30 protein-coding genes are annotated in these 26,552 nt (G+C 62.9%); 13 read left to right on the top strand and 17 right to left on the bottom strand.

All coding sequences use genetic code 11. From position 1 onward, the window contains the following. Window positions 1–132: 132 nt before the first annotated feature. On the bottom strand, window positions 133–537 hold the full coding sequence (locus tag U5805_RS14690; protein ID WP_322104206.1) for a DUF302 domain-containing protein: 405 nt from the start codon (window positions 535–537) through the stop codon (window positions 133–135). A gap of 262 nt (window positions 538–799) precedes the next feature. Here U5805_RS14690 and U5805_RS14685 point away from each other — a divergent pair, with 262 nt between their 5' ends. Next, window positions 800–1,408: a VC0807 family protein gene (locus U5805_RS14685; RefSeq protein WP_322104205.1), complete on the top strand. Its 609-nt coding sequence runs from the start codon at window positions 800–802 to the stop codon at window positions 1,406–1,408. Window positions 1,409–1,428: 20 nt separating this feature from the next. Here U5805_RS14685 and U5805_RS14680 read toward each other — a convergent pair whose 3' ends face one another. The 4 genes from U5805_RS14680 to U5805_RS14665 all read right to left on the bottom strand — a co-directional run bounded on the left by U5805_RS14680 (window position 1,429) and on the right by U5805_RS14665 (window position 3,580). Further along, window positions 1,429–1,758 (bottom strand): hypothetical protein, encoded by a 330-nt coding sequence (locus U5805_RS14680; RefSeq protein WP_322104204.1) that lies wholly within the window; start codon window positions 1,756–1,758, stop codon window positions 1,429–1,431. Further along, on the bottom strand, window positions 1,755–2,129 hold the full coding sequence (locus U5805_RS14675; protein WP_322104203.1) for a phage holin family protein: 375 nt from the start codon (window positions 2,127–2,129) through the stop codon (window positions 1,755–1,757). Before U5805_RS14675 ends, U5805_RS14680 begins: the two co-directional genes overlap by 4 nt. 84 nt (window positions 2,130–2,213) lie before the next feature. After that, on the bottom strand, window positions 2,214–2,471 hold the full coding sequence (locus tag U5805_RS14670) for a CsbD family protein (RefSeq protein WP_322104202.1): 258 nt from the start codon (window positions 2,469–2,471) through the stop codon (window positions 2,214–2,216). A gap of 212 nt (window positions 2,472–2,683) precedes the next feature. Next, the gene (locus U5805_RS14665; protein WP_322104201.1) at window positions 2,684–3,580 is read right to left on the bottom strand and encodes a mechanosensitive ion channel family protein; all 897 of its coding nucleotides are present in this window, start codon (window positions 3,578–3,580) and stop codon (window positions 2,684–2,686) included. Window positions 3,581–3,769: 189 nt separating this feature from the next. On the opposite strand from U5805_RS14665, the gene U5805_RS14660 reads away from it, so the two are divergent. Both U5805_RS14660 and U5805_RS14655 read left to right on the top strand, forming a co-directional pair. Beyond that, window positions 3,770–4,387, top strand: coding sequence for a LysE family translocator (locus tag U5805_RS14660; RefSeq protein WP_322104200.1), 618 nt, complete (start codon window positions 3,770–3,772; stop codon window positions 4,385–4,387). Between the two features lie 92 nt (window positions 4,388–4,479). Next, window positions 4,480–6,858: a DNA polymerase II gene (locus tag U5805_RS14655; protein ID WP_322104199.1), complete on the top strand. Its 2,379-nt coding sequence runs from the start codon at window positions 4,480–4,482 to the stop codon at window positions 6,856–6,858. Here U5805_RS14655 and U5805_RS14650 read toward each other — a convergent pair. Beyond that, the gene (locus tag U5805_RS14650) at window positions 6,855–8,258 is read right to left on the bottom strand and encodes a PLP-dependent aminotransferase family protein (RefSeq protein WP_322104198.1); all 1,404 of its coding nucleotides are present in this window, start codon (window positions 8,256–8,258) and stop codon (window positions 6,855–6,857) included. The two genes, U5805_RS14655 and U5805_RS14650, sit on opposite strands and share 4 nt — an antisense overlap. 167 nt (window positions 8,259–8,425) lie before the next feature. On the opposite strand from U5805_RS14650, the gene U5805_RS14645 reads away from it, so the two are divergent. Then, window positions 8,426–9,754: an aspartate aminotransferase family protein gene (locus tag U5805_RS14645; protein WP_322104197.1), complete on the top strand. Its 1,329-nt coding sequence runs from the start codon at window positions 8,426–8,428 to the stop codon at window positions 9,752–9,754. A gap of 77 nt (window positions 9,755–9,831) precedes the next feature. On the opposite strand, the gene U5805_RS14640 is transcribed toward U5805_RS14645, so the two are convergent. Beyond that, window positions 9,832–10,329, bottom strand: a complete 498-nt coding sequence (locus U5805_RS14640) for a DUF6496 domain-containing protein (protein ID WP_322104196.1) — start codon at window positions 10,327–10,329, stop codon at window positions 9,832–9,834. 164 nt (window positions 10,330–10,493) lie between these two features. Between U5805_RS14640 and U5805_RS14635 the strand changes: the two genes are divergently transcribed. Then, complete coding sequence (locus U5805_RS14635; RefSeq protein WP_322104195.1) at window positions 10,494–10,742, top strand: hypothetical protein; 249 nt, start codon at window positions 10,494–10,496, stop codon at window positions 10,740–10,742. Window positions 10,743–10,821: 79 nt separating this feature from the next. On the opposite strand, the gene pcaC is transcribed toward U5805_RS14635, so the two are convergent. The 5 genes from pcaC to U5805_RS14610 all read right to left on the bottom strand — a co-directional run bounded on the left by pcaC (window position 10,822) and on the right by U5805_RS14610 (window position 14,894). Next, entirely contained in the window at window positions 10,822–11,211 is a 390-nt protein-coding gene (gene pcaC / locus U5805_RS14630; RefSeq protein WP_322104194.1) for a 4-carboxymuconolactone decarboxylase, read from the bottom strand. After that, entirely contained in the window at window positions 11,211–11,999 is a 789-nt protein-coding gene (gene pcaD / locus U5805_RS14625; protein ID WP_322104193.1) for a 3-oxoadipate enol-lactonase, read from the bottom strand. The genes pcaC and pcaD overlap by 1 nt, the downstream gene beginning before the upstream one ends. A gap of 49 nt (window positions 12,000–12,048) precedes the next feature. Beyond that, a complete protein-coding gene (locus U5805_RS14620) occupies window positions 12,049–13,404 on the bottom strand; it encodes a 3-carboxy-cis,cis-muconate cycloisomerase (RefSeq protein ID WP_322104192.1) in 1,356 nt (451 codons plus the stop codon). A 117-nt stretch (window positions 13,405–13,521) separates the two neighbouring features. Next, window positions 13,522–14,181 (bottom strand): 3-oxoacid CoA-transferase subunit B, encoded by a 660-nt coding sequence (locus tag U5805_RS14615; protein ID WP_322104191.1) that lies wholly within the window; start codon window positions 14,179–14,181, stop codon window positions 13,522–13,524. 14 nt (window positions 14,182–14,195) lie between these two features. Then, entirely contained in the window at window positions 14,196–14,894 is a 699-nt protein-coding gene (locus U5805_RS14610) for a 3-oxoacid CoA-transferase subunit A (RefSeq protein WP_322104190.1), read from the bottom strand. A 289-nt stretch (window positions 14,895–15,183) separates the two neighbouring features. Here U5805_RS14610 and U5805_RS14605 point away from each other — a divergent pair, with 289 nt between their 5' ends. Further along, a complete protein-coding gene (locus tag U5805_RS14605) occupies window positions 15,184–16,107 on the top strand; it encodes a LysR family transcriptional regulator (RefSeq protein ID WP_322104189.1) in 924 nt (307 codons plus the stop codon). Window positions 16,108–16,290: 183 nt separating this feature from the next. Then, window positions 16,291–16,956, top strand: a complete 666-nt coding sequence (gene folE, locus U5805_RS14600) for a GTP cyclohydrolase I FolE (RefSeq protein WP_322104188.1) — start codon at window positions 16,291–16,293, stop codon at window positions 16,954–16,956. A 68-nt stretch (window positions 16,957–17,024) separates the two neighbouring features. On the opposite strand, the gene epsC is transcribed toward folE, so the two are convergent. Together epsC and U5805_RS14590 are read right to left on the bottom strand one after the other, a co-directional pair. Next, window positions 17,025–17,948, bottom strand: coding sequence for a serine O-acetyltransferase EpsC (gene epsC, locus U5805_RS14595; RefSeq protein ID WP_322104187.1), 924 nt, complete (start codon window positions 17,946–17,948; stop codon window positions 17,025–17,027). 107 nt (window positions 17,949–18,055) lie between these two features. Further along, entirely contained in the window at window positions 18,056–18,289 is a 234-nt protein-coding gene (locus tag U5805_RS14590) for a hypothetical protein (RefSeq protein ID WP_322104186.1), read from the bottom strand. 320 nt (window positions 18,290–18,609) lie between these two features. Between U5805_RS14590 and U5805_RS14585 the strand changes: the two genes are divergently transcribed. Next, a complete protein-coding gene (locus U5805_RS14585; RefSeq protein WP_322104185.1) occupies window positions 18,610–19,062 on the top strand; it encodes a DUF3005 domain-containing protein in 453 nt (150 codons plus the stop codon). Between the two features lie 22 nt (window positions 19,063–19,084). Here the strand turns inward: U5805_RS14585 and U5805_RS14580 are convergent, their stop codons facing one another. Continuing rightward, window positions 19,085–19,234 carry a hypothetical protein gene (locus U5805_RS14580; RefSeq protein ID WP_322104184.1) on the bottom strand — a complete coding sequence of 50 codons (150 nt, stop codon included), beginning with the start codon at window positions 19,232–19,234 and terminating at the stop codon, window positions 19,085–19,087. Between the two features lie 403 nt (window positions 19,235–19,637). Between U5805_RS14580 and U5805_RS14575 the strand changes: the two genes are divergently transcribed. Further along, on the top strand, window positions 19,638–20,342 hold the full coding sequence (locus U5805_RS14575; protein ID WP_322104183.1) for a LuxR family transcriptional regulator: 705 nt from the start codon (window positions 19,638–19,640) through the stop codon (window positions 20,340–20,342). Here the strand turns inward: U5805_RS14575 and U5805_RS14570 are convergent. After that, window positions 20,326–20,655 carry a helix-turn-helix transcriptional regulator gene (locus tag U5805_RS14570; protein WP_322104182.1) on the bottom strand — a complete coding sequence of 110 codons (330 nt, stop codon included), beginning with the start codon at window positions 20,653–20,655 and terminating at the stop codon, window positions 20,326–20,328. The two genes, U5805_RS14575 and U5805_RS14570, sit on opposite strands and share 17 nt — an antisense overlap. A 171-nt stretch (window positions 20,656–20,826) precedes the next feature. Here U5805_RS14570 and U5805_RS14565 point away from each other — a divergent pair, with 171 nt between their 5' ends. Then, window positions 20,827–21,417, top strand: coding sequence for an acyl-homoserine-lactone synthase (locus U5805_RS14565; RefSeq protein WP_322104181.1), 591 nt, complete (start codon window positions 20,827–20,829; stop codon window positions 21,415–21,417). A gap of 97 nt (window positions 21,418–21,514) precedes the next feature. Here the strand turns inward: U5805_RS14565 and U5805_RS14560 are convergent, their stop codons facing one another. After that, complete coding sequence (locus tag U5805_RS14560; protein WP_322104330.1) at window positions 21,515–23,074, bottom strand: MFS transporter; 1,560 nt, start codon at window positions 23,072–23,074, stop codon at window positions 21,515–21,517. 380 nt (window positions 23,075–23,454) lie between these two features. On the opposite strand from U5805_RS14560, the gene U5805_RS14555 reads away from it, so the two are divergent. The 3 genes from U5805_RS14555 (at window position 23,455) to U5805_RS14545 (ending at window position 26,361) form a co-directional block, all read left to right on the top strand. Then, window positions 23,455–23,928, top strand: a complete 474-nt coding sequence (locus U5805_RS14555) for a universal stress protein (RefSeq protein WP_322104180.1) — start codon at window positions 23,455–23,457, stop codon at window positions 23,926–23,928. A 267-nt stretch (window positions 23,929–24,195) separates the two neighbouring features. Continuing rightward, window positions 24,196–24,852: a helix-turn-helix domain-containing protein gene (locus U5805_RS14550; RefSeq protein ID WP_322104329.1), complete on the top strand. Its 657-nt coding sequence runs from the start codon at window positions 24,196–24,198 to the stop codon at window positions 24,850–24,852. 231 nt (window positions 24,853–25,083) lie between these two features. Beyond that, window positions 25,084–26,361, top strand: coding sequence for an SUMF1/EgtB/PvdO family nonheme iron enzyme (locus U5805_RS14545; protein ID WP_322104179.1), 1,278 nt, complete (start codon window positions 25,084–25,086; stop codon window positions 26,359–26,361). Window positions 26,362–26,552: the final 191 nt, after the last annotated feature.

The following is a 26,552-nucleotide window of genomic DNA, read 5'->3' as shown; positions in this document are numbered from 1 at the left end:
CGAACGGACGATCGCGGCGCCGTCCGTCAGAAAGGCGAAGTCAGCTAAGGTACGCGAAGGTCGCCGCACCTGTCAATTTTTTAAGTATTCGCCGAACACGCACTACAGTGCCGTTTCTGCACTGCATACGTCTCAGTGCATGGCGCCCTCGATCAGTGCCGGCACGCGCTGGAGCGGCGCGAGCACTTCCGGCGCGATGCCATAGAGCGGGCCGAGCGTCTGCGAAACGTCACGGTAGTCCACGCGTACGTGCCCTTCGTCGTCTTCCCACACCACGAGGCGCAGCGGCAATTCCACTGCTGCATGCGGGTTCGCGGCCATCACGGGCGTGCCCGCCTTCGGATTGCCGAACAGGATCAGGCGCGTGCGCCGCAGTGTGAGTCCGGCCGTTTCGGCGGCTTCGCGCTGATCCACGTCGGCGAACACGACCGCGCCGGCCGTGGCGAGCAGCGTTTTCACCCGGGCGATGGTCGTGTCGAAGTCGTGGACGCTCCTGAGCGCCAGCACGGATGAGGGATGCTGCCCGTATTCGGCCATGGCGAACTTCCTTCGTTGAGGTGGCGCGGGATGCGCAACGCATGCAACGCACTTTAGACCAGAATTTGCGTGGTTTCAGTATGTTCGAGTGCAGGTTCGGCACCGGGCTTCATGCGGCGTATTTCTCTGCACGATAGTGCAATGCACGGATGTGCAACGGCCGCGGTGCCTGGCACGTTAGCAAACATGAAACCCGTCAAACGAAGTTCGCCGATTTTTTAACCAGTACGTACGCATTGAGAAAGCACCGGAGATCGAAACGATGATCCCTTCCCTCCGCTGGGTGTTCGCGATCGTCGTGAACGTGGCGTTGCCCGCGCTCGCGTACCATCTCGCCTTCGCGCGCTACGGCGTGACCGGCGCGCTAATTGCATCGAGCTTGCCGCTACTCGCGTGGCTCACGGTCGATATCCTGCGCTTTCATCACTTCGACGCCTTGAGCGCCCTTGTACTCGCCGGAATCGCACTTTCGCTGCTCATACTCGAATCGGATGCCGGCCGCGGGTTGCGCGAGGCGCGAGAACCCGTGGTAAGCGGCGCGATCGGCACGTTGTTTCTCGTTTCCCTGGCGCTAAAAAGGCCGCTCGTGTTCTGGCTCGCGAGGTCGACGCTCGCGCGTGAACAGCACGGCCGCGAACTCGAGTTCGACGCGATGTGGTCCACGCGCCCCCGTCTCGTGCGTTCGATTCGGCTCATGACTGTCGTGTGGGGCGTCGGTCTCGTCATGGAAAACGTCATTCGACTGTGGATCGTCATTGATTCGAACGGCGTGGACGAGGCGCCGCTTTCCAATGCGATTCGCTATGCGGTGTACGGCGCGCTTGCTGGCTGGACGATTGTGTATCGGCGTCTCTATCTCAAGCGTCAATAGCAGGTCATCGTGATGCGCATTTATGGAGCGCGCGGCAATTTGCGTGCATTCGATATGCGCGCATTGCGAGCCACCAGCCCCGGCAATCCCGAGCGCAGCACCAGCGGCACGATACGCTTCGGTCCCACGAGCAACGACCCGAGCACAACGGAGCCGAGCAGCGTGACGTTGGGAGCCGCAAACAATGCGCGGCCGAGATTGGGTAGCGTGAGCGCGTTGTTGGGCGCTTTGGCGGCCTGCTCGTCTAGCCGCAAGCCCACATTGGCCGCGAGCAATTGGACGCGCGTCATCTCCATGCGGGCCAGCGTGGCGGCCTCGCGTTGCCGACGCGTACGGGTGCGCAGGTTCATTTGAGTGCCTCCTTGAGCGTTTCGATATCGGCCCGCACTTCATCCTTTAGCAATCCGAATGATTTGGCGGGTCGCTGCGAACGCACGACCAGCAGTGCCGCTATCGACATGACGAGCCAGGCCGCCGCGATGCCCCATACGACGTGAAGAAAATACGGCGTATTCCACGCCGTTGCGATCAACGCTATGCAGAGAAATGACAGGGTGAACAGCCCGCCTACGGCAAGCGCAACCAGTGCGATCATCTCGCGCATCACGCGAGCGCGTGTTTCGGCGAGTTCGATCGAAAAAAGTTGACCGTAATCCGTGAGACGGGCCGAGAGAAACCGCGACACGTTGCGCCAGCGGTCGAGCTTCGAGTGAATCGACATGGCTGTCCTCCTGCGCAAAGCGCTATCCGGCGACGCAAAATTGGCGGGTTCTCGTGCTTCGTTTTGAACTGCGCTTAATCGCGCTCAATCACGGTTGTTGGCCCAGAGCGCACCGAGCGCGAAGCCGATGCCGATTGCCGCGCCCAGCACGACGAGCGGTTTGTCGCTCATCGCGTCGCGCGCGACCACGGCGGCATCCGCCATGAGTTCCTGGGAGCGGCCGCACAGCGCCTTGGCCTTGCCCGACAATTGCATGCCGGCGTCGCCGAGCACGTCGCCAGCCATCTGCTTCGCTTCGCCCGCTGCTTCGCGCGCCATGCCTTCCACTTTTGTCGTTTCCATAATCTTGCTCCTGGCTATGCCGCTTGCGCGGCGGTTATCGACGACGACTTGAGTCGCGCTCGTTGTTACTACTTAGCAACGACCATACCAAGCTGAACAGCGGCGGTATCGGCGGCCATTTCGGCGTTTCGTCGCGCAAAGTGATGCGAGAGACGGTAAGAACGAAAGTGCATGCCTGCAAAGATGCGACGCGAGGGTTCGGCGCGCGCGGATCAGGAGCGTGCGAGCGCGGGTTCGGTTTCATGCTCGCCGGCTGCTTCGGCCGCGTTGGTTTCGTGAAGCGTCTCGCGCGCGGCTGCCTCGCCTTCGACCGCGATGTTCGCCGTCGAGAGCGCGTTGCGCGCGTGCGCGCCCAGGTCGTCGACGGCGTGCTGCGCGTCGGGTTCGCGCACCCAGACGCTCAGACGTAAGCGCACGCCGCCGCTGGCCAGATAGCTGTCGACGAAAACGGCCGGCGCGAGCGTGTTGCCCGCCAGCACGCGGGGTTCATCGGCGACCAGTTTCTTTAGCTGCGCAATCGCGGCGTCGACCTGCTCGCGTCGTGCGATATCGACCATGACCTCGACACGCTGCGTGCCGCCGCTGCTGTAATTGACGACGGGATTGCTCCAGATCTGGCTGTTCGGCACGAAAACGGCGTTGCCGTCGCTGCGTTCGATGCGAGTGGTGAACAAACCCACTTCGCGCACGATGCCGGCCGCTGCCCCGCTGCCTTCGATTACGTCGCCGGCACGGAATGGCCGCAGCATCAGCAACATAATGCCGGCTGCAATATTTTGCAGCGTGCCTTGAAGCGCGAGCCCGATGGCAAGCCCGGCGGCGCCGAGCGCGGCCAGCACGCTCGCCGTGGCAATGCCGACTTCGCTCAACGCAGCGACGATGGCGATGGCGCGCACGGCCCACGCGACAATGCCCGCAAGCATCGGGGCGAGCGTGGGATCGGCGTGCGAGCGCAGCAGCGTGCTCGCGAACACCTGCGCGACGCGGTTGGAAATCCACCATCCGATCACGATGATCAGCACGGCGACGATCAAATGCATGACGTCGTGCGTGGCCGTTGCAAGCAACGAGGGTTGCAGATGGAAAAGGCGATTGAAAAAAGCATCCATGGTTTTGTCGGCCGAATGCGCTGCGGCCGTTTAGGAAGTCCAGCTTTCGACGCCAGCAGGCACCATGCCCGCCAGTTCTCCTGCGATCCGTACCGTTCAGCGTTTGCCAAACTGTATCGGTACTGTACCGCGCGCCGTCGATAAACTGGCTTACCGTCAGAACCTGCACTTTATTTCGGAGCCTTCGTCATGCTGACCGATCTGCTCAGCGCACTGCCCGCCGGCATGCTCTTCGTCGTGGTCACGTCGATCACGCCGGGGCCCAATAACACCATGCTGCTCGCCTCGGGCGTCAACTTCGGTTTCCGCCGCACGGTGCCGCATCTGCTCGGCATCAGCGCCGGCGTCGTCGTGCTCATGCTCGCGGCCGGTTTCGGGCTGGGCGCGTTGTTCCGGCACTTTCCCTCGCTTTATCTCGCGCTGGAAGCGGCCAGCGTCGCCTATCTGCTCTATCTGGCGTGGAAGATCGGCACGTCGGGCGACCTCAAGGTCAAGAGCGGCGAGCACCGCCCCATGCGCTTTCACGAAGCCATTGCGTTTCAGTGGATCAATCCGAAGGCATGGATGATGGTGCTCACCGCCGCCACCACGATTCGCCTTTCGGCCGAATTCGGGCCGAATACGCTCATGATGGCCGTGCTGTTTTTCGTGATCGGCCTGCCGTGCATTTGCGTCTGGGCGGCGTTCGGCACGGGCATGCGGCGCTTCCTTTCGAATCCGCGCCGCCTGCGAGCGTTCAACGTGGCGATGGCGCTCTCGCTCGTCGTGTCGATGTACCCGCTCGTCGCGCATCTGCTGCAACGCTGAACGCTCACTGACTCGCTTATTACTCACTCACGCCGCCGCGCGCCTCAACCGCTACAATCGCAAGCGGGAAACAGCGGCGGCGGAGTCATATTTTGTCTGAGTTTGAAGCGGGTTTTATCCTTACCCGCCATTGGCGCGATACAAGCGACCACACGGAAGTCGATTTCTGGCTCGCCACGGATGCGGGCCCGCGTCAGCTTCGGCTGCGCCCGCAGCCTTCCGTCGCGTTCGTGCCCACCGCGCACGAAGCCGCGCTGCGCAGCGAACTCAAGCGCACGCTAAAAAAGGACGCTCGCATCGAGTTGCGTCCGCTCGCATTGCGCGACTTTCGGCAGCGCCCCGTTTTGGGGCTTTATTCGCCGCAATATCGCGCATTGGCGGGGCAAGCGAAGCGCCTCGCGCAGGCGGGCATCGACATCTACGAGGCCGACGTGCAGCCGCCCGATCGCTACATGATGGAGCGCTTCATCACCGCGCCCGTGGTGTTTCGCGGCGAAGCGAGCGGAGGCGGCCTGCTGCGCGAGGGTGAAATGAAGCCCGCAAACGGCTATCGCCCGAAGCTCAAGCTGGTCTCGCTCGATATCGAAACGAGCGCGCACAGCGAGTTATATTCGATCGCGCTAGAAGGTTGCGGGCAGCGCAAGGTGTTCATGCTCGCGCCCGCGAACGGCGACGCAAGCGGCATCGACTTCGATCTGGAGTACTGCGAAAGCCGCGCGCGCATGCTGGAACGACTCAACGCATGGATGGCGGAACACGATCCCGACGCGATCATCGGCTGGAATCTCGTGCAATTCGATTTGCGCGTGCTGCATGCGCATTCGCAGCAAACCGGCGTGCCCCTGCGTCTTGGCCGCGGCGGCGAAGTCATGGAGTGGCGCGAACATGGCGTACACGCGAATCATTTTTTCGCGAGCGCGGCAGGCCGTCTCGTCATCGACGGCATCGAGGCGCTGCGCTCGGCAACGTGGAGCTTTCCATCGTTCAGCCTCGAGTACGTGTCGCAAACATTGCTCGGCGAAGGCAAGTCGATCGACAATCCTTATCAGCGCATGGACGAGATTCAGCGCCGTTTCGACGAAGACAAGCCGGCGCTCGCGCGTTACAACCTTAAGGACTGCGAACTGGTAACGCGCGTGTTCGAAAAGACGGAGTTGATGTCGTTTCTGCTCGAACGCGCCTCGGTGACCGGCCTGCCCGTCGATCGCAGCGGCGGGTCCGTTGCGGCCTTCACGCATCTTTATTTGCCGAGAATGCATCGGCTCGGCTATGTGGCGCCGAATCTCGGCGACGTCGTGGGCGAGAATAGTCCCGGCGGTTTCGTGATGGATTCGCGGCCCGGCATTTATGATTCCGTGCTCGTGCTCGATTACAAGAGTCTTTATCCGTCGATCATTCGCACGTTTCTGATCGATCCGGTCGGGCTGATCGAAGGTTTGGCTAACCCGTCCGACGAAGCCTCCGTGCCCGGCTTTCTCGGCGCGCGCTTTTCGCGCGAAAAACACTGCTTGCCCGATATCGTCGGGCAAGTGTGGGAGGGACGCGAGCAAGCGAAGCGCCAGCACAACGCGCCGCTTTCGCAAGCGCTCAAGATCATCATGAACGCATTCTACGGCGTGCTGGGTTCGACGGGTTGCCGCTTCTTCGATCCGCGTCTTGCTTCGTCGATTACGATGCGCGGCCACGAAATCATGCGGCAAACGCGGATGCTGATCGAGGCGCAAGGCTACGACGTGATTTACGGCGATACGGATTCGACGTTCGTCTGGCTCAAGCGTGCGCACGACGAAACGGATGCAACGCAAACCGGCCGGCAACTGGTCGCACACGTCAACGCGTGGTGGAAGTCGCACTTGCGCGAACGATATGGCCTGGAAAGCGCGCTCGAATTGCAGTTCGAGCGCCACTATTCGCGTTTCCTGATGCCGACCGTGCGTGGCGCCGAAGAAGGCAGCAAGAAACGCTATGCAGGCCTAAGCATTGCGAAAGACGGCAGCGAGGAAGTGGTGTTCAAAGGGCTGGAAACGGTGCGAACCGATTGGACACCGCTCGCGCAACAATTTCAGCGTGAACTCTATCGACGCATTTTCAAGCGCGAGCCCCATGTCGACTATGTTCGCGATTACGTGCGGCGCACGCTCGACGGCGAACTGGACGACCAGTTGATTTATCGAAAGCGTCTGCGCCGCCCGCTCGCGGACTATGAGCGCAACGTGCCGCCGCATGTGCGCGCGGCGCGCGTGGCTGACGAATTCAATCGCGCGAAAGGCCGGCCGCTTCAATACCAGAACGGCGGCTGGATCAGCTATGTGATGACGACGGCCGGTCCCGAGCCGCTGGAAACGCTTAGCTCTCCGCTCGATTACGCGTTCTACGTGAATCGGCAGCTACAGCCGGTTGCCGATGCGATTCTGCCCTTCCTGCGCGAGGATTTCGAAACGCTGATGTCGGGCCAGCAAAGCCTCTTTTAACGCACGCGTTCGATAAAGCGCCAGAGCGCGTCGTCGAGCGAATACGGTGCGTTGAAGCGAAACCACGCACTCGGTGCGTCGTCGGGCCGGAAGTACGAGCCGGGCGCGAGCCAGATGCCGTCGCGCAATGCGGCTGTGGCGATCTCGCCCGCTCGCTCGGCTTCCACCGGTAGTCGCGCCCAGACGAATAGACCGGTACGCGGCCGATGAAACACCTCGAGGCCGAGGCTATCGAGACGCTCCTCCACCGTTGCGTGCGCAACTTTCAGGCGCTCGTTCACCAGCTCGACGTGGCGCGCATGGCGACCTTCGAGCAACACTTTGTCGACGAGCCGTTCGATCGTTTCCGACGACGTAAGCCCCACCGCCATCTTCGTGCGTGCGAGTTCGCGCAGCACGTCGCGCTCGGCGACGACATAGCCGCAGCGCAGCGACGGCGTGACCGTTTTGGAGAAACCGCCGACATACAGCACGCGCTGCAAACCTTCCATGGCGGCGAGCAACGGCGCACCGGGCGGCGCGAGCTCGCGGCTCACATCGTCCTCGATGACCCACATGCGCTCGCGCTCGGCGATTTGCAACAGGCGAAACGCGTTTGCCATCGTGTAGGTCGCGCCTGTGGGGTTTTGCAGCGTGGTATTCACGAAAATGGCTTTAGGCCGATGCGCAGCCACCTGGCGTTCGAGTGCATCAATATCGAGACCAGCCGGCGTGCGCGGCACGCCCTGCACGGAAAGTCCGGCAAGCTTGAGGATCTGCAATAAGTTGCAGTAGCCCGGATCTTCGACGAGCACTGCATCGCCGGGACGCAATATGGTGCGTACGATCAGATCAAGGCCTTGTGTCGCGCCCTGCGTGAGCAGGACATTCGAGACTTCGACGGGCAATCCCTGCCGGTCCAGTTGCACTGCAATGCGTTCGCGCAGCGGCGCATAGCCATAGGGATGACCGTAGTCGCCAAGGCGCGCCGCCGGTACGCGGCTCATCGCGCGTAACGCATGATGCAGCCCGCTTTCGTTGATCCACTCGCCCGGCATCCAACCGCAACCGGCCTTGATCGGCACCGAATGGTCGGCGAATACATCGGAAAGCAGCCAGGTGGCCGCGAGCGCGGGCGGTTGCCAGCCTGTCACGCTGGCGCGCGCCGCCTCGCCGCGCGGCGCCACGCGGTAGCCCGAGCCGCGCCGCGCGACTACCAGCCCGATCGAGACGAGCCGGTTGTACGCTTCCGTCACCGTATAGGTAGACAGCGCGTGCATTTGCGCGAGTTGGCGCACGGACGGCAAAAGCGCGCCGGCGCGCAGCGTCTGCGCCTCGATGGCGCGCGTGAAACCTTGCACGAGTTGCTCGACGAGGGTGGCGGAAGCCCCGCGGCCGCGCTCCAGAACGAATTCGATCATCGGAATACTGAGGGAAAACCCGAGTTTTTATCCACGTCGACCAATACAGTTGACGTGAGTTGTCCAGCACGGTTATCAGCGCAGTATAGAGACTGTCTATGTGGTCATTCAAGCACGAGCGCTACAGTGGGACGAATCAACCGTCTCAAATTTGAGGAGAACACCGCATGACTTCGCGCCCCGTCATCGACGATCTCTCGTCGTTCTGGATGCCCTTCACGGCCAACCGTCAGTTCAAGGCCGCACCGCGCCTGTTCGAATCGGCCAAGGGCATGTATTACCGCACGACCGACGGCCGCGAAGTGCTCGACGGCTGCGCGGGCCTTTGGTGCGTCAACGCCGGCCACGCACGCGAGGAAATTGTCGCCGCGATCACCCAGCAGGCCGCGACGCTCGACTTCGCGCCCACCTTCCAGATGGGGCACCCGCTCGCATTCGAAGCGGCGCGCAAGGTCGCGGAGCTGATGCCGGAGGGGCTCGACCGCGTGTTCTTCACGAACTCGGGGTCGGAGTCGGTCGACACGGCGCTCAAGATCGCGCTGGCCTACCAGCGTGCGCGCGGCGAAGGCCAGCGCACGAAACTGATCGGCCGTGAGCGCGGCTATCACGGCGTGGGGTTCGGCGGCATTTCGGTCGGCGGCATCGGACCGAATCGCAAGGCGTATTCGGGGCAGTTGCTGCCCGCCGTCGATCACCTGCCGCATACGCACAATCTCGAACACAACGCGTTTTCGAAAGGCCAGCCCGCGTGGGGCGCGCATCTCGCCGATGAACTCGAACGCATCGTCGCGCTGCACGATGCTTCCACTATCGCCGCCGTAATCGTCGAGCCGGTCGCCGGGTCGACAGGCGTGCTGATTCCGCCGCAAGGCTATCTGCAACGCCTGCGCGAACTCTGCACCAAGCACGGCATCGTGCTGATTTTCGATGAAGTCATCACGGGTTTCGGCCGGCTCGGCAAGGCCACGGCCAGCGAATATTTCGGCGTGACGCCCGACCTCATCACGATGGCGAAGGCGATCAACAACGCCGCCGTGCCGATGGGCGGCGTGGCCGCGAGCCGCGCGATTCACGACACCATCGTGAACGGCGGCGCGGCCGGCGCGATCGAACTGTTCCACGGCTACACCTATTCGGCGCACCCGCTCGCTGCTGCCGCCGCCATCGCGACGCTCGACCTCTATCGCAAAGACGGATTGTTCGAGCGCGCGAACAGCCTCGCGCCCGCCTTCGAAGCCGCCGCGCATGCGTTGCGCGACGCAAAGCACGTCAAGGACGTGCGCAACCTCGGTCTGGTCGCGGGCATCGAACTCGATTCGCGCGACGGCGCACCCGGCGCGCGCGCCTATGAAGTATTCGTGAAGTGTTTCGAGGCGGGCGTGCTGATCCGCTTCACGGGCGACATTCTCGCGTTCTCGCCGCCGCTGATCGTGAGCGAAGAGGAAATCCAGCGCATCTTCGGCACCGTGCGCGACGTGCTCAACGGTGTGGCTTGAGCGATTGAGTCGATGCACTGGGCGCGCGCAGTGCATGTGCGCGCCCTGACCTGCACTTCAATGCAGGCAAACTTTAACTAGCGATGCGACGCGCGAGCGGCCCGGGTTTGGGCCGCCTTTTTCGCGGCTGCGGATCGCCCGGCAGCGCCCTTTGTCTCTGCGCCCTTTTTCGCGGCTGCCGAGCGGCTTGCCGCGCTGCGCTTGGCTGCTGCGGTTTTTGTCTGCTTCGAAATCGCCGACTTGCTCGCGCCCGCCGTGCTTTCGCGGCGCAGCGCTTCCGTAGCGGCGCGCGAGCGCGTTGCACGGCTTTCGCTGCTGGGCGCGCGCGCCGTCGAACGCTTCGCGCCGGCCTTTTTCGCACTGGCGCTTCCCGCCGGCGGCGGCTTCACGTCAACGCCCGCCTGACGGGCCTTCGACAGACCGATCGCCACAGCCTGCTTCGCCGAGCGCACGCCGTGCTCGCCCTTGCGCACGCGATCAATTTCATCCTTCACGAATTCGCCGGCCTGCGTGCTGGCCGACTTGCCTTCGCGCTTCGCCGCGCGGGCGCGTTCGATGGTTTTCTTCTCCGGCATCATGACCTCCGTTCGCATTCGTTACCGCGCAATCCCACGCGGACGCAAAGCGGGAGCGCAACGGCCATACCTGCGAAGCGCCGATCACGGCCGGAGCACGTAGCGCGGCGTGGGCGTATCGTTTATATATCGAGTATTCAAGCCCTGCGCGAGGAGGAAATCTCATGAAGATGCCAGTTCGCACCGGCACCCATATCGAAGGCATTCACTGGGTCGCCGAATATCTTGAAGCGACTCGTCATATTCGGGTGTTTCGCGACGGCCGCGAGGTCGACACGATTCCCGCTCCCGCAGCGATGTTCGGCGAGGAACGCGACGCCGGTTCGGCAAGCGACGCCGCCAGCCGTGCCGAGGAAGCCGCGTTGCTCGCGTGTTTGCGCCGCTATGTGGCCGACGTGCAGCCAGAAGAATAATTATTTCGGATGCCGAATTATTGACGCCGAAAAAAATCGCGAGCCGAAAGGCCCGCGATTTTCACTGAAGCCCGAACGTTCAACTCTGCTCCGCGTCTTGCTCGCGGAAAATCTTGTCGGCAAGATGGAACGCCGAATTCGCGGCAGGCACGCCGCAATAAATCGCCGTTTGCAGCAACACTTCCTGGATCTGTTCGCGCGTGACACCGTTGTTGCGCGCCGCGCGCAAATGCAGCGCGAGTTCTTCATTACGGTTGAGCGCGACCATCATGGAAATTGTGATCAAGCTGCGTGTGTGGCGCGGCAAACCCTCGCGCGTCCAGATTTCGCCCCACGCATAGCGCGTGATGAGATTCTGGAATTCTTCGGTCACTTCCGTGCGGTTTGCAATCGAGCGATCGACGTGCGCGTCGCCAAGCACCGCGCGCCGCACATTCATGCCGGCTTCGTAACGGTCCTCGTCGTTCATCACGCCCCCTGTAGAAAGCCGAGCACGAGCTTGTTCCATTCTTTCGCCAGCTCGACGTTCGAAATGTGCGCCGCGTCGAGTTCGACGTAACGCGCACCCGGCACCGATTCCGCGAGCTCGCGGCCTTGCGCGGGCGTCGCGGCAACGTCGTGCGTGCCCGAGATCACGAGCGTGGGCGCCTTGATCGAGCCGGCCTCGCCGCGCAGATCGGCCGCATTGATTGCTTCGCAGTTCGAAGCATAGCCGTCCTTGTCGGTATGCACGAAAACGTCGCGCACTTGCGCCATCACGAGCGGATGACGCGAGATGAAATCGGCGGTGTACCAGCGCGGCAGCACGGCGTCGGCAAGAGCGAGCATCCCCTCATCGCGCGCCTTCGCGGCACGCGGCAGCCACACTTCGGGCGAGCCGATTTTCGCGGCCGTATTGCAAAGCACGAGCCGGTCGATACGGTTGCCGAAACGCGCGCCCAAGCCCACGCCGGTGAGACCGCCCATCGACACGCCGGCGAAATGGGCACGCTCGATGCCGAGACGGTCCATCAAGCCGATCACGTCGCCCGTCAATTGCTCGATGGTGTAGGAGCCCTGCGGTGCCGCCGAACGGCCGTGGCCGCGCGTGTCGTAGCGCAGCACGCGAAAGTGCTTCGAGAACTCGAGAAGCTGCGGCGTCCACATCGACACGTCGCTGCCGAGCGAATTCGAAAGAACGAGCCACGGCGCCGTTTGGTTCGTCGCACCGTCGATGCGGTAGAACAGCTGCGTGTCGTTGACAGCTACGTAGGGCATGCGAGTTACTCCTCGGAAGTCGTGTATCTGCAATAAAGTTCAATGCATTCTAGTGCGCATTGTGCACTGCATATGACGCAAGCACTGCGTCGACAAACGCATGCGCTTCGCCGACGTAATTTGCAGGATCGAGCAGCGCCTTTAGGCGCGCGCCGTCCAGATGACGGGTGACTGCCGGCTCGGCGGCCAACACCTCGTAAAGCGTGCGACCGGATTGCACCGCCGATTTCGACGCCTGCTCGACAAGATGATGCGCATCCAGCCGGCCGATCTTGTCGCCGAGCGCGAGCATCACGGCTTCGCCGAGAATCAGTCCGTGCGTGGTGTCCAGATTGGCTGCGAGACGCTCGGGCCGCACTTCGAGACCGCCTGCGACCTGCTCGATCTGCGCGAGCGCGCCACCCGCGAGGCGCGCGAGATCGGGCAGCGCGTCCCACTCCGCCTGCCAGCCGCCGAGCGCGCGTTCGTGCTCCTGCACCATGCCCGCGAACACCGTGGCGACCAGGCCCGGCGCGCGCGTCGCGGCGGTGAGCACGGCCGCGCAGCCGACGGGATTGCGTTTGTGCGGCATCGTCGACGAACCGCCTTTGCCCGCCGCGGCAGGCTCGCCGAGTTCGCCGATTTCCGTCTGCATTTGCAGGGAAATGTCGCGCGCGATCTTGCCCAGCGTGCCGATCAGCATGCCGAAAAATGCGGCCGCCTCGGCGATGCGATCGCGCTGCGTGTGCCACGGCAACGCCGGCCGCGCGAGCGCCAATGCTTGCGCGAGCGCGGCGCTCACGTCCGGCGCCGCGTCGCGCAGACTCGCGAGCGTGCCGGCCGCGCCGCCGAATTGCAGCACGAGCACACGTTCGCGTAGCGCCGCGAGCCGTTCGCGATGGCGCAGCAATGCATCGAGCCACTGAGCGAACTTCAGACCGAGCGTGATCGGCAGCGCCTGCTGAAGCCACGTGCGGCCGATCATCGGCGTCGCCCGGTGCGTGCGCGCGAGATCGGCGATCTTCGCGCAGGTCGCGTCGAGCCCGCTTTCGATCAAGGCGAGCGCGTCGCGCAATTGCAGCACCGTTGCCGTATCAATGATGTCCTGGCTCGTCGCGCCCCAGTGCACGTACTTCGCCGCTTCGGGATCGACTGCCTTCACGCGCGCCGTGAGTTGCTTGACGAGCGGAATCGCAAGATTGCCGCCGAGCGCGGCATCGCGCGCGAGCGCGGGCGCGTCGAGTTTTTCCGCCGCACAGGTTTCGACGATGGCGGCGACAGCCGACTGCGGAATCACGCCATGCGCCGCACAGGCCCGCGCGAGCGCGGCTTCGACGTCGAGCATGCGCTGCAAGGTGGCGTCGGACGACCAGACCGCGTTCATCGGCTCGGTCCCGCAAATCAGGCTCGTGAGACGTTCAATCATGGAAAGTGACGCGAAGAATAGTGCAGTCTTTCAGAGACAGATGGCGCTTCAACCGGCAATGCAGGTACGCCGCTGCCGGTTGAAGCGCCATGAGCGTGTCATGCACGCGAGTGCAGTTTACGCCGCGCGGCGATTTTGCGTCGCGTCGATCAACGGCACGCCGACGAGCTTCTGGAGCGCGTCGAAGTCGATGTCCGAGTAGATTTCGCGGACGGCCAGGCCGTCGCTCGTCACGTCGAAGGCAGCGAGGTCGGTGTAGATGCGGTCGACGCACGCCACGCCCGTGACCGGATACGAGCATTCGGCCACGAGCTTGCTTTCGCCCTGCTTCGTGAGCAGTTCCATCATCACGAATACCTGCTTCGCGCCGATCGCAAGGTCCATCGCACCGCCCACGGCGGGAATGGCGTCCGGTGCGCCCGTGTGCCAGTTCGCGAGATCGCCCTTCGCCGAGACCTGGAACGCTCCGAGCACGCAGTAATCGAGATGGCCGCCGCGCATCATCGCGAACGAGTCGGCGTGATGGAAGAACGCCCCGCCCGTCAGCAGCGTGACGTGCTGCTTGCCTGCATTGATGAGTTCGTCGTCCTCCTCTCCGGGCGCGGGCGCCGGTCCCATGCCGAGCAGGCCGTTCTCGCTGTGCAGGAAGATTTCCTTGTTCGCGTCGAGATGATTGGCCACCAACGTAGGCACGCCGATGCCGAGATTCACGTACGCGCCTTCCGGAATGTCCGCGGCCACGCGTTGGGCCATTTCCTCGCGATTCAGTCGTTTCATTGCCTCTCTCCCTCTCACGCCGCGTGGCTATCTTGCAATTGATGAACTGCCTGCGGCACGGCGACGACACGCTGCACAAAAATGCCGGGGGTGACGATCACTTCCGGGTCGAGCTGGCCGAGTTCCACGACTTGCGACACCTGCGCAATAGCGACCTTCGCGGCGCTGGCCATGATCGGGCCGAAATTGCGCGCCGTTTTACGATATACGAGATTGCCCCAACGATCGCCCTTGTACGCCTTGATGAGCGCGAAGTCCGCGTGCAGCGGCGCTTCGAGCACATAGTGACGGCCGTCGATCAGGCGCGTCTCCTTGCCTTCGGCGAGTTTCGTGCCGTAGCCCGTGGGCGTGAAGAATCCGCCGATGCCAGCACCCGCCGCGCGAATGCGCTCGGCCAGATTGCCTTGCGGCACGAGTTCGAGTTCGATTTCGCCCGCGCGGTAGAGCGCGTCGAATACGTGCGAGTCGGTCTGGCGCGGGAACGAGCAGATGATCTTACGCACGCGCTTCGCCTTGAGCAGCGCGGCCAGGCCCGTGTCGCCGTTGCCGGCATTGTTATTGACGATCGTGAGGTCGCGCGCGCCCTGCTCGATCAGCGCGTCGATCAGTTCGGCGGGCATTCCGGCGGTGCCGAAACCGCCGATCATCACCGTGGCGCCGTCATGGACGTCGGCCACGGCGGCTTGAAGCGAGTCGGAAATCTTGTTGATCATGCCTGTTCCTGAGAGCGATGCGCATCGCGGAGAATCCACGCCACTGATCGCAAAAAGTTCTTTATACGAACACTGATTCGTTTAGCGAACGTGTAGCGCATTATGGAAGGCGACGCGCGGGCTTGTCAAGGCGGGCTTGCCCGTGCTGCGGGCCGATGCAGACGCGCCCCAGTGCATCTCTTGCAAGACAGGAACGGCCGTGCGAGCTATCCCCAATATCATGAATTCGAATTCATCGGCTAGGCTTTATCTCAATTCAATATAGTTCCGGAGCCGCTCCCGGCGCTGCGTGCAAGACCTCGACCTGAATCTCATTCCCTATCTGGTGGCCATGGATGAGGCGCGCAACGTGAGCCGTGCCGCCGAACGGCTCGGCGTGAGCCAGCCGCGCGTGAGCACGGCGCTCGGCAAGCTGCGCGACTATTTCGGCGACCCGCTGTTCGTGCGCACGTCTCGCGGAATGGAGCCCACGCCTCGTGCGCTCAGCCTCGTGCCCGCCGCGCGTGACGCGCTCATTCGTATCGAAAAGGGCATGCTCCAGGATCAGGATTTCGATCCCGCGACCAGCACGCACACGTTTTCGATCGCACTTTCCGACGTCGGAGAAATCGTATTTCTTCCGCGGCTTTTGCAAGTGTTCGCCGAACGCGCGCCGAACGCGAACCTGCGCTCGGTATCGCTGCCGCCGAACCAGGTCGAACGGGGCCTCGAATCCGGAGACATCGATCTGGCGGTCGGCTACTTTCCCGATCTGGGCGGCAACAACTTCTTTCAGCAACGTCTTTTCACGCACCGCTTCATCTGCATGATGCGCAGCGCGCACCCGCTCGCGGGCAAGCCCATCACGCTCGAACAATTCCTGAGCCTCGGCCACGCGGTCGTGCGCGCCGAAGGACGCAGCCAGGAAGTGCTCGAACAATATCTGGAAAAGAAGCGCCTGCACCGCCGTGCCGTGCTCGAAACGCCCCACTTCATGAGCTTGCCGTTCATTCTCACGCGCTCCGACCTGATCGCGACCGTGCCGCATGCAATCGGCTTCGCGTATGTGTCCGAGCATGCGTCGATCACCCTTGTCGAGCCACCCTTGCCGCTGCCGCGCTTCGACCTCAAGCAGCACTGGCATCGCAAGTATCACAATGCGCCGCGCGGTGAATGGCTGCGCGGCGTCGTCGCCGAGCTGTTCAACGACGCTCTGGACGAATGGCCCAAGTGAGCGTACGCACTCGATTGCCGGTGCCTTCGGCGCAGCTTGACGAAACATGAAACAATGCGCGTTTGCGGTGCGCGCCCTTACGGTGTGCATCCGTGTCGCCATCTATTTTTCTGGCGGCACTATCTTGCTTGTGACTGGCATTCGCGCTGAAGCCTGCTTGCCGGTCGACATTGGAGCCGATGCATGAGCGAAGAAAAGAAGAAAACGAAGCAACGCAAAACCGAAGCGGCCGAGCCGCCCGCGAGCGCATCCGTCGCACGTCCGTCGCGCGAGGAAGCGGAAGCCGCCGTGCGCACGCTGCTGCGCTGGGCCGGCGATGATCCCGCTCGCGAAGGCTTGCTCGACACGCCCGCGCGCGTGGTGCGGTCTTACGAAGAATTCTTCGCGGGCTACCAGGTCGATCCGCGTGAAATCCTCGCGCGCACGTTCTCGGAAGTGGACGGCTACGACGAGATGATCGTGTTGAAGGACATTCGCTTCGAAAGCTACTGCGAGCATCACATGGTGCCGATCATCGGCCGCGCGCACGTCGCGTATCTGCCCAGGCATCGCGTCGTCGGCATTTCGAAGCTGGCGCGGCTCGTGGATGCGTTCGCGAAGCGCTTGCAGATCCAGGAGAAGATGACGGTGCAGATCGCCGACACGCTCAATGATGTCCTGCAACCCGAAGGCGTCGGCGTGATTCTGGAGGCGGCGCATCAGTGCATGTCGACGCGCGGCGTGCACAAGGCCGGCGTTTCGATGGTGACGTCGCGCATGCTCGGCGCATTCCGCACCGACCCGTCCACGCGCCGCGAGTTTCTTGCCATCGTCGGCCACGCGTCTGCGGTGGGTCTCACCAATACTTGATGCATTAAACTGCCAAAAAATTGGGACGCCGCGGCGTCCCATTTTCTTTGCACTTTATTTCTTCGGCTTCAGCCGTTGGTGTCGCCGCGCTCGATTTCGCGAATCTTGCCCTGACGCACGCTGCTGCCCGGCGGCACGCTATGCGTGAGCCACACATTTCCTCCGATCACCGAGCCGCGCCCGATCGTCACGCGGCCGAGAATGGTGGCGCCCGCGTAAATCACCACGTCGTCCTCGACGATCGGATGGCGTGCGTTGCCCTTCACGAGCGTGCCGTCCAGATCGGCGGCAAAGCTTTTCGCGCCCAGCGTCACGGCCTGATACACGCGCACGCGTTCGCCGATGATCGCCGTTTCGCCGATCACGACGCCCGTGCCGTGATCGATGAAAAAACTCGAGCTGATCTGCGCGCCCGGGTGAATGTCGATGCCGGTGGCCGAATGCGCGATTTCGTTGATAAACCGCGCGAGCAACGGCACCCCGAGGCGGTGGAGCGCGTGCGCGAGCCGATGATGCGTCATGGCCCAGACGCCGGGATAGCACAGCAGGATTTCGGTGATGTTCTGCGCGGCGGGGTCGCCCGTGAAGGCCGCCTGAATGTCGCTGACGAGCAGCGCGCGAATGTCGGGCAACTGATGGCCGAATTCACGCGCGACTTCGAAGGCGCGGGCGCGCAGAACGTCGTCGCTGGCTTGCGCGTTTTCCGGCAGGAAGCGCAGCGCGCGGCGAATTTGCTCCGAAAGCAGGCGAAGCGTGCTTTCGAGCGTGTGGCCCACGTAATAATCGACGCTCTCGTCAGTCAGATCGGGCGCGCCGTAATGCGTGGGAAAGAGCGCCGCGCGCAGGCCGGCCACGATGTTGATGATTGCCTCGCGCGACGGCAACTCGCGAATGCCAAGCGGATGGCGCGTGCGATGCCGTTCTTCGCGCGACGCACGCAAATTGGCGACGATTTGTTCGAGACCCCAGTCAGGGGAAGCAGCATTGGACATGGTGATGCAGCAGCGCAGGCGCGGCCGCGCGGGAGTGAATCGACCCTAGAGATTACCGTGTTTTGTCAAGTTTCGCCGAGGCGCCTTTCCGCTGCCGCCTTCGGTGTTTAGAGCGTGACGCTGCTGGCGTCGATCCAGCGCACGGCCCAGTCGCGTGCGTGCGCAATGGCGGAAGCCTCGTCGGCGAAGCGCAATTCGGCGGGGAAAAAACGGTTCGCGACCAGTTCGCCGTCGCTCGAACGCGAAATCACGACATACGGTTGCCACGATCCGTCGCCGGCGCGTGCCGGCGCGCAATTCAGCAGATAGCCGCGATGCGTGAATGCAGCGTCGAAGTGCATGTGTTTCACCCGCCCCTGACTGCCTCGTCCATTTAACATTTATATGGCGCGGCTGTCCGGGATTGCGAGGCAAAACCCCACCGTGGGCCGATGCTTCGGCCCATTAATCGAAAGCGCGCCAACTCGATGAAAGAGGATCATACTCCTGGGAAAAAAGCCGATCCAACGAAAAAAATGCGAAATCGCTGGAAGCGTTCTCCTGGCGAACCGGCTTGCATTTCCCGCCCGCGTTATTTCGCGCCCGTTCGTGGCGCCCGCCTGGTACAGCGCTTGCGTAGTATGGCTGACCATGGCCACTTTTCGTCCAAGGAGGAAGCATCGTGAATCGTCCCGACGACACCAGCAAAATCGAAACGGGTTCGAAGGAAGGTCCGACCCGCACCGCGGAGTTGCAAAACGACCGCACGCACGATAGTACCGTCGACACCGACGGCAAGAACCGCGAGGCCGCGCGACTTGCCGGTGACGGCCCGATCGGACCCGACGAAGTAATTACGAGCAACGCCACGCTGGTCAACAGCGTGCCCGAAACGCCCGACGGACTGGCCGGTTACGACAGCCGCCGGAGTGGCGGCCGCCGGCTGCTGTTCGCGTTGGAGGCCGGTTACGAGGTCGTGGACAAAGGCATGACGCCGCCCGAGTTGCCCGACGACGTCGCCGGACAGTTCGTCGACCCGGAGGGCACTGGACAGCGGCGCAACCCCGGCCGCATGCACTACGCGCTCAATCATCTGCGTCCGACGCGCATCGTGGAGTTCCTGCGCAAGCCTTGACGCGCGATTGAAGCTTCGAGCATCAACCCCGGCGGGCGGCAATAAAATGCCGCCCGCCGTTATTAGCACAACGAGCACAACGGTTACCGGTATTCAGATGCGGAATGCCGTGACCATTTTTGCCATCGCGCATTTTATTTCCCGCGTTGAATTCCGAAGAAACAAACTGCATCGGGTCGAATGCATATAAAAAGAGAAAAGCACATGACCAGCAATTCACACAGGGTTAATCTCAGGTTATTGTCCGCGCGGTTTGCATTTGTTTTCCACCTGGTCAATGAAATCTGTTTCCTGCCGCTTCCTGCTGTTTCCTGCCGTTTCCTGTTTCGGACGGATGAGGCACGGCAACGCCGTTATCCTCGTCGCAGGCGCTGCGACACGGCGCGCCGCCGCCCTCATCCGACAGAAAAACGATCCTTTCCCGCCGTCCTTTTGCGGATTTAGGGCAATCAGGGAGGGATTTAGTGATAAATTCTTACATCATAAGAAGCGAGGCGCCGATGCCCGTGGCCGTCCACGCTCGCGCCTACCGCTGATGGAGAGTGTTGAACGTGCCTCTACATTTCATTGAGCAGATGTCGCCCGTGCTCGACGCGCCCGAAGAGGCAGCGTGGTTCGACGCGGTCGCCGAGCTTGCCAGTTCGTGGGGATTCAGCCAGTTGATGCTGGCTATCCTGCCGCGTCCGGGCATGCGTCTCGAGGACGCGTTCATCCGGACGAACTACTCTGCCGCGTGGCGGCAGACGTATAACGACAACGGCATGGCCTATTTCGACCCGACCGTGTCGCATTGCACGACGCGGTCGGCGCCGCTCATCTGGTCGCCGGAACTCTTCGCGACCGAGCAGCAGCAATCCATGTATGAGGAAGCCCGCTCGTACGGGCTGCGCGCAGGCATCACGCTGCCGATCCATGGCCCGCGCCAGGAAATCGGCATGCTGTGTTTCGTGAACGATACGAACCCGACGCAGGGGTTCTGGGACGACGTGAATCGCGCGCTGCCGAACCTCGTGCTGCTGCGCGATCTCGTGCTGGACACGAGCCAGCGGCATCTGACCGAGCACGCCCAGTCGCTGATTCCGAAGCTGACGCCGCGTGAAAAGGAATGCCTCAAGTGGACCGCGCTGGGCAAGTCCACCTGGGAAATTTCTCACATCCTCAATTGCTCCGAGGCCGTGGTCAACTTCCACATGAAGAACATTCGCGGGAAGTTCGGGGTCAATTCACGGCGGGCGGCCGCCGTGATCGCCACCCAAATGGGCCTTATTGACCCGGGCTAAACGCCATCGGACCTTCGGCACGGCGCAGCACGCGCTCGGCGCGACCGAGATCGCCGTCCGAAATCGTTTTGTTGAAATACAAACCCAGCAGAATCGACACCGGCGGCGGAATTTCCGCGCCCGATTCGAAGCGGCTGCCGCGCGACTGCGTTACGCCGAACCGCGCCCAGAAACGGCGCTGGCTCTCTTTCTTCTTTTTCCGGTACGCAATGATCAGCACGCGGTCGATTACCGACGACAGGTCCCCCGAGGTCGAAACTGCGGACGAAACACTAGTCGCACCCGAGTGCCATTGATTCTCAATTAGTTCCATGATGACTCTCGCTGTCAGTTATGCCTGGTGAGTGGATTGCCGCCTGACGAATTCTCCTGAAGAGACCTGGCTCGCGCACCTACCTACCTAGGTAGGTGTTTTTTTATATTCACCACGCATAGCTTTCGATCCGTACTGCCGCGCTTCCTACACGCACAACGGAGAGTTGTCATGCAAGCTGCAATCCGGATCGGACAAAGACAAGATTTCGACAACGAAGTCATCAACGAAATGTACCGGCTGCGCGCGCGAGTGTTCCGCGACCGGCTCGGCTGGGACATTCCCACGATCGCCGGCATGGAGATCGACGGCTACGACGCGCTCGGGCCCCATTACATGCTGATCCAGGATGCAGGCGGCCACGTCAGGGGTTGCTGGCGGTTGATGCCGACCGAAGGCCCGAACATGCTGCGCGACACCTTCCCACAGCTATTGCACGGCGCTGAAGCGCCATCTGGCCGCAACGTCTGGGAATTGAGCCGATTTGCCATCGAATCGGGCAATGATCAGACGTTTGGATTCGCCGAAGTGACGTTGCACGCGATGCGCGCGGTGGTTTCGTATGCCGCGCGCATGGGCATCGCCAGCTATGTGACGGTGACGACCACGCCGATCGAGCGGCTGCTGCGCCGCACCGGCATCGAAATCCGGCGTCTCGGCGCACCCATGCGGATCGGCGTCGAAAATGCGGTCGCTCTGGAAATCATGATGAGCGCGCAAACGCGTCACGCACTCTTCGGCGAAATGGCGGTCGCTGCCTGAGCGATACGATTCCCGCAAAAGCCGCGGCGCGCCGGAGGCGGATGTTGTTTTCGTCAGACAAATATCCTTGCCGCTTTCGCGCCGTTGACAAAGCGGTTCAGTTCGCCTCCGCCTCGCTCGCTTGCGCCTCGGCAGGCTTTGCCGTCGAGGCGCTTTTGCTGAAGCGGATATGCGAAATGCGCCGAACCATCAGCGCCGCCGCCAGCGCCGCGGCGCCCGTCAGACCGATGCCAAGATGGATGGCGTCGACGAGCACATGGCGCACCGCCTCGATGAGCGCGCCGCCGTCCAGCCCCGCCGCTTTCATCTGCACAATAAGACCGCCGCGCAGCGCCGGATCGATCAGCACGCGCGGGTCGGCAAGCTGCGGTTGCCAGCGCGCCTGCAACGGCGCGCCCAGCACGGCCAGCGCATCGCCGACGCCCGCTGCATAACGGTGATTCACGATGGTCGCGACGATGCTCGTGCCGAGCATGCCGCCCACCATGCGCGTCGATTGCAGCAGCGCCGTCGTGATGCCGAAGCGCTCGCGGCCGGCAATCTCCTGACCGAAGATATTGAGATTGTTGAGGATGAAGCCGAGCCCGATGCCGACCGCCGACATGGACAACTCCAGCCACACGTGCGGCGTGCGCAGCGACGTTAGCGCAAGGCCTGCCGAAGCGATCACCAGCAGACTGAAGCCGACCGTCAGGATTGTCGTCGGTTTGCGCAGCTTGATGACGATGCGCGTATTGATCAGGCTGCCGAGCGCGATGCAAGCGGCAATCGGCGTCGCGAGCAGGCCGGCCTGCTGCGGTGAGAGCCCGAAACCGCCTTGCAGCAGCAGCGGCGCGAAGAAAATCAGCGAAAACATCACGAAGCCGGAGAGCGTCGAGAGCGTAAACAGCGTCACGAGTTGCGGATCGCGGAAAAGATCGAGCGGAATCATCGGGTGCGTGGCGCGCCGTTCGCACACCAGCAGCACCAACGCGCCAACCAGCACCAACGCTGCGAGCACAATATTGCCGGTCGTAAGACCGTCCTTCGGCACGGCCTCGATGAAGGTCTGAAAACCGCCCAGCACGAGCGCGACGAGCGCGGCCCCGGTCCAGTCGATGCGCACCTCGCCGGTGCGCGCGGGCCGATAGGACGGCAGATGCGCCCAGATGAAATAAAGTGCGAGCGCGCCGACCGGCAAATTCACCATGAACGTCGAGCGCCACCCGAAGTGCTCGCTGAGCCAGCCGCCCAGCGACGGCCCCGCCGCCGTGCCGATGCCATACGCGGCGGCCATCACGACCTGCCAGCGCACTCGCGCGCGCGGATCGGGGAACAGGTCGGGAATCGAGGCGAACGCGGTGCCCACCATCATTCCGCCGCCCACGCCTTGCAACGCCCGCGCGAAGGCGAGAAAACGCATGTCGGTCGCGAGTCCGCACAGCACCGAGGCGACCGTAAAGACGATCACCGCCGCGATCACGAAGCGCTTGCGCCCGAAGTAGTCGCCGAGCCGCCCGAACACCGGCACCGTCACGACCGAGGCGAGCAGATAGGCGCTTGCGATCCACGCGTAGAACTCGAAACCGTGCAATTCGGCGACGATCGAGGGCAATGCGGTGCTGACGACGGTCTGATCGAGCGCGACCAGCATGTTGACGAGGCCGATGCCGAGCATGGCCAGAAGCGCGTCGCGAAACGGCAGCGTGGCGGAAGTGGATTTCACGGGAAGGATGACAGTGCGCGGCGAAAAAGACGCAACGATAGCGGCATGATCGTGCAGGCGCAACCGCAGCAAAAAAGGAAAGCGGCAAGCTTATCGCGGATTATTGCATTCGATTTCGGCTGTCATGAAACCGATTTCCAATGCGGAACCAAAGTGCATTTGCTTCCGATGAAACTGCGGTATTCCGACGCACTGATCTTGATCTTCCTTCGCATTACTTCCATCTTTCATACAAGCCGACTGCATGTTACCGCGCGATCCTTTAAGCTTCTCGCCAGTCGCCATATCACCAGACGCCGTGCGTCTTTCGATCCACTTCAAGCGGAGGTTCTATGTACAAACGCATTCTTGTTGCCGTCGACGGCAGTGCCACCTCGCGCCGCGCTTTCGAAGCGGCGGTCGAACTGGCTAAAGCCATGGGATCGACGCTGTATCCGTTTTACGTGGTCGAAAACACGCCGATGTATTTCGATGCGCCGGGCTACGATCCGTCGATCCTGCGCAACCAGATGATTGCGCAAGGCAACGATCTCGCCGGGGAAATGAACAAGGCCATGCGCGAGCGCGGCGTGCCGGGCGACATGATCACGGGCGAGGCGTCGTCGCTCGACGACGTGCCGACGCTCGTGCTCGAAGCCGCGAAGACGCACGGCGCGGAGCTGATCGTGATGGGCACGCACGGCCGCCGCGGCGTTCAGCGGCTAATTCTGGGGAGCGTTGCCGAACGATGCGTGCGGCAATCCTCGCTGCCCGTTCTGCTGATTCCGTCGGCGGCCGGCGCGACGCCCGACACCGGCGAGCAATAACGCCCGGACGAAACGCCCAGGCGCGGAGCCGCTTGCGCTCCATCAGCTTCGCAGCAAGCGGCCTCTGACAAGGCTCAAGCCAATCCATCTCAAAAGCGCGGCAGTTTGTCGCGAATTCGAGATTGACCCCGGTGGAAAATGGTCGACACAGATCAAAGGAGCTTGTCGATGTTGACCCCTACCGTGGTATCGAACAACACCGTGCGCCGCAACAATCGCCCGCCCGCGCCCGCCGCCAGAACGGCCACGCGCTGCTCCAGTTGTGCGATGCGGCATCTGTGCATGCCGCAAGGCCTCACGCTCGACGACCTGCCCAAGCTTGAAGCGCTGATCTACAACGCCCGCAGCGTGCGGCGCGGCGAATCCGTCTATCGCGCCGGCGATCCGTTCGAAAACCTTTTTGTCGCGCGCTCGGGTTCGCTCAAGACCGTCATGGCGCACCGCGACGGCCGCGAACAAGTCACCGGCCTGCGTCTCGCGGGCGACCCGCTCGGGCTCGACGGCATCAGCACCGGCCTGCACACGGCCAGCGCCATCGCCCTTGAAGACAGCTCGGTCTGCATCATTCCTTACTCGGCGCTCAAGCACATGTGCCGCGAAACGGGCGCCATGCAGGATCGCTTGCATCGCCTCATGAGCGAGCAGATTATCCGCGAATCGTCGCAGATGATGGTGCTGGGCTCGCTGTCCGCCGACGAACGCGTGGCCGCGTTTTTGCTCGATGTGTCCGAACGCAACGGCCAGCGCGGCTATTCGCACGCGGAATTCAACCTGCGCATGACGCGCGAGGACATGGGCAGTTATCTCGGCATGACGCTCGAAACCGTCAGCCGCACCTTGTCAAGATTTCAAAAGCGCGGGCTGATCGACGCTCAAGGCAAGCTCATTCGCATTATCGACCTCGACGGCTTGCGCCAGCTCTAAAGCGCGTGCGCGCACGATCCGCGCGGCGTTCCGGCTGCCTTTCGGCCGTGCGCTACGTGCATTAACCTCCATTCGACCCGGGGCGACCCAGGTTCAAGCGCGCCCGGCCCCGTTACGGGGCGGCGCGCCGCGACCGGCTTGCGGCGGCGGGCCGGCTTGGCTTTGTCATTGGCACAACTTCTGCGCAGGGGATAAAGTCTTGTCCTACGCCCTCGTAAGGAGAGTCGCCGAATGCAACTCCCGCAACAACCTTCGCTGGCCACCCGCCTGAATCTGGCGCGCGCCGCCAGCGACGCCCTCTTCGACATCGTAAAACCCGAGTTCCGCTACGAGCGCCCGATTCGCGAACGTCATCGCATTGTTTTCTATATCGGGCATCTGGAAGCGTTCGACCGCAATTTGTTCGACAAAAGGCTGTTCGACCTGCCGGCGTCGAATGCGCGCCTCGACCAGTTGTTTGCGTTCGGGATCGATCCCGTCGATGGCGGGCTGCCCACCGACACGCCCGACGACTGGCCCGCGCTGCCCGAAGTCTATGAATACGCGCAGGCGGCGCGGCGCGGCATCGACGAACGGCTGGCCGATCTCGAACTGGCGCCCGACGCGTCGAATCACGACGCGCCGGCACAGCTGCTGAACGTCGCGATCGAGCATCGGCTGATGCACGTGGAAACGCTGGCGTACATGCTTCACCAGTTGCCGTTCGAGCAGAAGCGCGGGCCGGATACCCCGAACGCGCGCGGCGACCACCTCTATGCGGTGACGCCCGAAATGGTCGCGGTGCCGGCGGGCCGCACCGAACTCGGCATGACGCTGGAGCGCGGCGTGTTCGGCTGGGACAACGAATTCGGCGAGCAGCAGGTGGACGTGCCCGCGTTCGAGATCGACCGCTACATGGTGACGAACGGCGCCTTCCTCGAATTCGTCGAAGCCGGCGGTTATCGCGACCGCTCGCTCTGGAACGACGCCGACTGGGCCTGGAAGGAAGCCGCGGGCATCGGGCACCCCGTGTTCTGGCTGCGCGCCGACGACGGCTGGCGGTTGCGCACGATGTTCGACGATGTGCAACTGCCGCTCGCCTGGCCCGTCTACGTAAGCCACGCCGAAGCGAGCGCCTTCGCGCGCTGGCGCGGCGCGAAGCTGCCGAGCGAAGCGCAATGGCAACGCGCGGCGCACGGCGCACTGCCCTGCGCGACCGACAACTTCGATTTTCGCGACTGGAACCCCGTGGCCGTGGACGCCACGCCCGACAGCGCGAGCACCTGGGGCGTCGAAGGGCTGTACGGCAACGGCTGGGAATGGACCTCGTCGCTGTTCGCTCCGCTGCCCGGGTTCAAGGCGTTTCCGTTCTACGAAGGCTATTCGGCCAACTTCTTCGACGGGCAACATTACGCGATGAAAGGCGGCTCGCCGCGCACCGCGCAATGCATGTTGCGCCCGACCTTTCGCAACTGGTTTCAGCCGCGTTATCAATATGTTTATGCGGGCTTCCGGTGCGTGCGGGACTGAAGAATGAGGCGATGAGGGATTGCCGCCGCGAATCGACACGAATTCCCGGCTGTCCCTTTGTCGCCAAAGTCCGGCCAAGTGAAGCCGCGCCCTGACCAAATGCCGCAGCGCGCCGCGAGTCAGCGCATGTTTGCGTAAAGTCATCGAGCGACGCGCACCGCCTTGCTATCTTGATAATTTCATCGAGAAAG

This window comes from Paraburkholderia sp. J41 (assembly GCF_905220235.1).
GTDB lineage: Bacteria > Pseudomonadota > Gammaproteobacteria > Burkholderiales > Burkholderiaceae > Paraburkholderia.
This window is presented reverse-complemented; position numbering and strand designations above follow the sequence as displayed.